Origin of the sequence: Nostoc sp. CHAB 5715, from assembly GCF_020829685.1 — a bacterium.
Lineage (GTDB): Bacteria > Cyanobacteriota > Cyanobacteriia > Cyanobacteriales > Nostocaceae > Nostoc.
This window is the reverse complement of record NZ_JAIVFR010000439.1, coordinates 1-5,923: the sequence shown is the minus strand read 5'-3', so window position 1 is coordinate 5,923 and position 5,923 is coordinate 1. Positions and strand designations below refer to the sequence as shown.

The window sequence follows — 5,923 nt, the reverse complement described above, 5'->3', positions numbered from 1 at the left end:
CAGAACAACTTGCAAAATTTGACCCTGTGACTGTCAAGTCAATTACCTAAACCAAGCCAGAATAAGTTCTGTAATGGTTGATGGGACAACAGCTAAGGGTGGTGTGAGCTTATTATTATCTCCTGTTAATACGCCTCTGGGTACTGAATTTTAGCGATCGCAAACGAAAATATGATATTTGTTCAAATCTTCATTAACTTATGTAATTTTTTATACTTATATTTTGAGCTTTTTAAGGCATAACGCATTCTTTTTGTTTAGGACTTACGCAAAAATCGCCCAAAAGCTTAATTTATCGAACCGCCAAGACGCCAAGAACGCCAAGAATTCGTAGAGCGTGCGTAAGTCCTATTGTTGATAGTTCATCTTAAATAAACGAGTATTAGTTTCAGTTAAATTACGTATGCACTAGTAACTATTATAGCTTTATAATAAATTTTAAGTTGGAAATAAAATACTTGATTGAGTAGCGAACCAAGCAGCAAGCCCTCATCAATGATTGCCTGTGTTATAAAACATCATCTCCAATTTAATTTTTAAATACTTACTTACATTATAAAAATTATCATCAATTATGGTGATTTAACAAGCGCTTACACTAAACCCGAATGGCGAATTATACAGATTGGAATCAAGCTTTAATTGATTATTTTATCAAGGGTACACCACACGGTACAAAAATTTATTTGAGCGTTGATGAAGATGTAATAGAACGTATTGGTTATCATTTTGGGCAATTATCTACAAGTGGTACTTGGGTTGATGACTTCTGCACAGCAGTGAGAAGAAAAGTCATCTTTGAGGGACAGGTTAATTTGCAGCATTTAAAAGGGCGTGATTCCCAAGGATTACCCAAAGGAGTTACTTTTTTATGTGCCACAATTTTAGCCGCTTCACAAATGGCTCAAGAAGAAAAAATATCAGAAACTAATTATTTCAAACGTTTACGAGAAATTTTAGCCTTGCCTGGTTTTGCTCGTCCATTGGGGATGAAATTCGGTTATGAAGCTGAAGAACCCCTTTGGCAAGAGTGGAATCATTGGCTAATGGAACATAGATTTTTACCTTCAGCACAACGAGGTAGTAGTTCAGCTACCTATATTAATTATCCGATTTCTCAATCCCTACTGCGTCGCACTGATAAAGACAGATTGCGAAAACTATTTCAAGAAAAGCAATGGCAAGCAGAATGGGATGCCCAAACTTTATTTGCTCATGTTCGACGAGAAGCAGGAGGATTTGGCATCCATTTAAAAGATTTACTGACGGAAAAAAAGCAACGTCATGAGGCGATTGTCGAAGCTTTGCATCAAGTTTATGAACAGTGGAAATCTCAAGGATGCCCTACGGCAGACAAAAATAATTATTGCACTTGGATTCGTCATCTTTTCTGTGGTTTATATCGCACTGAAGATCCCTTTTTAGGACAGGTAGATTATTATCTTTACCCCAAGCAGCAGCGAGGACGCAGCCTAGAATCAGTAGAAGTTAAACAGGGAGATCATACTCAGTCATTAAGAGAAGAACGCCCTGGATGGTATTTTCCTTTAGAGTGTTCAGTTAATGCAAATGAATTAGAAAATGGTGCTAAATACCAAATTACTTCTCCAGACGATCTAGATTACCTAATTTTGCCTGCTCGTGACTTTTGGATACTAATTCCCGATCCTGAAAATCCTGATTCTGGAGCTTATGCATCTTGGGAAGCTCCATCATTAGGTACTCAGTTTATTCTCCTATGCAAACAAGAATTACTCAGTGATATTCAACGCTTGCGAGATGAGCATTTACTAGAGTGGAGTTGTACACCTCAACCGATATTTAACAATTCTGGATGGGTAGAACTTCAGCAGTGTATGGTTGTTTCCCAAGCTTGGGATGGAGTCTTTATCAAAAATCAAACTCTTAAGTATGCTTTGCAACCAAGTGTCAAATTATCAATCAGTTTTTCTGGCGGTTTGCGCGTACCAAAAATTGGCGCTTGGCTTGTGAATCATAGCCCACAAATTACTATTTTTGGTTTCTATTCAATCGCAGAATTAAAAGTAACTCGATTATCAGATAATCAGACAATTCTGGAGAATTCACAAAGTACAAATACTTCTATAACGCTTGATTTTGCTCATCCTGGGGATTACCTAATTGAGGCGACTTTTGCAGGTGAATCGAGTCAGCGTTTAGTCAAGATTGTAGATTGGAATTATCTAGATATAGAAAAATATGTACATCGGGAAGTGATGCCAATTAATTCTGCATATCATATTTTTGGCAGTGTAATTGAGCAAAGTTGTCAAATTATTTAGAGTCATCAGGGTGTATCATGCCACAAGTACAAAGATGGTATACAGGATTTTCTTATCGCGGAAATCCACAAGACCTCATCAAGCAAATTTCTGAACAAGTACAGCGTCATAATCTTACTAAATTAGTGCCGCTTTTACGAGTAGAAAAGGGTATAAAATCTCGAAAGCCTTTTTATTTCTTCCTAGCAATTGAAAGTCACCAAGTCGGTGAATTGCCCACAGAATTGCAAGCAAGTCTACTAAAGTTATCGTTTTTCCAATGTCCAATTAAAAATAGTCGGGGCTTCACTTATGAACAGATAAAATCTATGGTTGGTGTAGCTCATGATGTTTTTGATTATACCAGCCCGATTCCTTATCAACCGAGACAAAATCTCAGTGCTGATAACCCGTTTGAACTGACACAATTACACTCTATTAATCATTCTGATGCTGACTGGGTAAAACCTTCCCAAAATAGCGATCGCTTCCTATACTGGTTATCAACCCTCGGCAATGGTAGCTGGGAATCCTTTAAAAAAAGCTGCAATGCACTCCAACTTCAGGAACCTAAACGCATCTTACGACGCTTACGCTTATTAGGACATCTTGAGTCTTCACTAGACGGTTCCAGATGGGCGGCGGCTCCTCCAGCTATTGTTAAAATTAACTCGCAAAATCCAGAATTTATACTGTGTGGACAACGCAATGTTAATTTACTCAGGCAATTAGAAGAATATGGGATTGTAGCATCTATTACTCACCAACCCAGAGGCGAAGCACCACCCTGCATTCAACTGGCGGTGAATAACCCTGATGCGATCGCAAATAATTTTCCCATCATCAATGCGGGTGAAGTATCCACGCGACTTGCTCAAATTCTACCTGATATCGCTACTTGGCAGCAAAGTCTGAGGAATGTGCCGGGAATTGTGCCGAGTCGGTGGGAATGGAAGCACTTTGACGGTGATAATTTTGAAATCTGCGGTGTTCCTCACGAAACAGGGATGTATCAGATGTGTGATGAGAACCGAAACCTTCGCTACACCCTTTTCTACAACCAAAACACTAATACTTGGCATCAAGGCGATTGGTATGGTTTGCGCTTTTTAGCTTTGTATTATCATGGTGCATCTTGCCAAGTTCATTACAATGTTGCTACAAAGTGTTTGGCAATACCAGTAAAACAGCGCTGGCCAGAACTATATGAACGTGCTTTGGTGCTGGCATCTGGACAATTACCAACATATCAGGGCGACTGGCTACTGTATCAAAACGTGAGTGGAGAAGTTGCCCATCAGTTGAGTCAAAAGCTAAATGTTAAATATGAAGAGGCATTAATCTGTGCATGACGTAGTTGGAGCGTATCAACGACTTAACCATATCTATCAGCTGTATATTAAAAGTGCCTTTCCACTACGTTATCGCTCTTTAGCGGCAGAACGCGATCGCCCCAACCTGTACGCGGACATTTATTTTTCCACAACTTGCAAAGCCTATGGGCTTGCTGTAACCCCAGTTGTACCCAAGTCGATCAAATTCAGCGACAAAGCGATCGACCAACCATCGGTGCTATCCATGCTAACCATCGCCTCAGCTGTGGTTGTGGTTCCCGCGTTCTCGATTTAATTGTCTGCGAAGTCTGTGGCGATGTCTTTTTGGGAGGATACAAAAGTACTCGCAAGCTAAGTAATTTTACACCTGATAGCCTTTTTGCAGATTACTGCTGCTAATAACCCAGCCAGTCTTGCGAAATTGCAGACTTTAAACGCTAATCTTTATAATGCTGTAGCCCAAGCAGCAGATGATATGACTCGGCGCGATCGCTTTGCTAATGCTAATCCTACCTTAGTTGTAGAGGCGCTTGTCTGGCTGATGGGTTTACCCACCAGTAATCAACAAGCGAGTATTACATGGCTTGGTTTACTCAAACGCTACCCCGAACGCATTCCTTTGTTGGAATTACGGCAAAAAGTTAGAGATGCTTTATTAGAGTGTGGTATTTGTCCCGGCGGTTCGAGTTTCCGCGCCTTAAATTACTGGGTTGGACAAAATCAGGGTCAGCAATGGTATTCTTGGTTTGAATGCTACAACTGGTCTGGTAATTCGGTCACGAAAATTTTTCCAGCTACACAAACCCAGACTGACCATGCTACCCGACTGGAAGATATGCTCACTGCTGAACTGATGAATCCATTGTTTGATCACATGGTACGCACAATGGAGGGTTTTGGGCAAGGGTGGGTCAGCTATCAACCGCTAGAAAATACACCATCTAAAATAATTCAAGCAACTGATGCAGTCATCAGACAATTAGGCATCCGTCGCCGACATCAGTATTCTAAGTTTTTTTACCCTGGAACAGATAGCAACTTACCTGGCTTTGCCCAAAAGTATATTGAGTCTACAGGTTTAAAACCTCAAGATATACAACAGCAATTACTCAACTCACAAGCTGGAATTGCCGCTAGTGGTAGTTTGTCACTAGATCCAAATAAACTTTATTTAATGCTACCGTCGGCCAAAAATCAAGGCTATCGGTGCGATCGCTGCAATGCTTTCTACCTACATCCTGCTGCTGGTTTGTGTCCTGAATGTAATAGCCGTAATAATACCAACAAAAATCCTCAACAACTTGGTGCAGGAACCCCAACTGGCGACTTCGATTACTATACCTATCTTTCCTCAGAAGGTCAGCCCTTCCGCATGAACGCCGCCGAGTTGACTGGACAAACCGACCGAGATCAACGTACCAAACGCCAACGCTGGTTTCAAGATATTTTTATCAATAATGATGAAATCTCCCGCGTCCAAGGCATCGACCTTTTAAGCGTCACAACTACAATGGAGGCGGGTGTTGATATCGGTGCGCTGTTGGCAGTGATGATGGCAAATATGCCACCCCGGCGCTTCAACTATCAACAGCGAGTTGGTCGCGCGGGTAGACGTTCTGCTGGAGTTGCTTTAGCTGTTACCTTCTGTCGCGGTAGAAGCCACGATGATTTTTACTTCCAACGCCCGGAAAGTATCACAGGTGATCCGCCACCGCCGCCCTATGTTGATATGACAAGCGTTCCCATTTTTGAACGGGTTCTGATCAAGGAAGTTTTGCGGCAAGCTTTTAGCGATTTAGGTATTAGTGCTGCTAATGGAGGTGACAATGTACACGGTGAGTTTGGTAATGTAATTGATTGGAAAAATTACAAACCAGATATCCAAGATTGGTTACATGATCCCAAAAATGAGCCAGCCATAATCACTATATTAGATAGCTTGCGAGTGCAGACAGCGTTACCCAACGCCAGCAATGCCCAGATGTTGAATTTCCTGCGCGATGATTTAATCCCAGAAATTCAAACAGTTGTGGAAGACGATACTTACACCCAAGATAAATTGAGTGAACGTCTAGCAAACGCTGGGTTATTGCCGATGTTTGGCTTTCCGACGCGGGTGCGATCGCTTTATACCTACTTTCCTACCTACGCCGACCAATGGCCGCCAACAGAGGGAGTGATTGATCGGAATCTAGATATTGCCCTGAGTCAATTTGCCCCTCGTTCCCAAACTGTCAAAGATAAAGCTGTGCATACAGCTTGTGGTGTAGTCGAGTTATATCCCCAAGGTAAGAACATAAAATCTAA

At 41.3% G+C, this 5,923-nt stretch carries 4 protein-coding genes; all 4 read left to right on the top strand.

Annotated features, from left to right (window positions below; genetic code table 11):
• Positions 1 to 608 precede the first annotated feature (608 nt).
• Positions 609 to 2,303: a hypothetical protein gene (locus LC574_RS22525; RefSeq protein WP_229455737.1), complete on the top strand. Its 1,695-nt coding sequence runs from the start codon at positions 609 to 611 to the stop codon at positions 2,301 to 2,303.
• A 17-nt stretch (positions 2,304 to 2,320) separates the two neighbouring features.
• Entirely contained in the window at positions 2,321 to 3,634 is a 1,314-nt protein-coding gene (locus LC574_RS22520; RefSeq protein ID WP_229455736.1) for a hypothetical protein, read from the top strand.
• The gene (locus tag LC574_RS22515) at positions 3,627 to 3,911 is read left to right on the top strand and encodes a hypothetical protein (protein WP_229455735.1); all 285 of its coding nucleotides are present in this window, start codon (positions 3,627 to 3,629) and stop codon (positions 3,909 to 3,911) included. The genes LC574_RS22520 and LC574_RS22515 overlap by 8 nt, the downstream gene beginning before the upstream one ends.
• A gap of 84 nt (positions 3,912 to 3,995) precedes the next feature.
• Positions 3,996 to 5,923 (top strand): helicase C-terminal domain-containing protein (locus tag LC574_RS22510; RefSeq protein WP_267871639.1); only part of this gene is annotated, 1,928 nt, incomplete at its 3' end.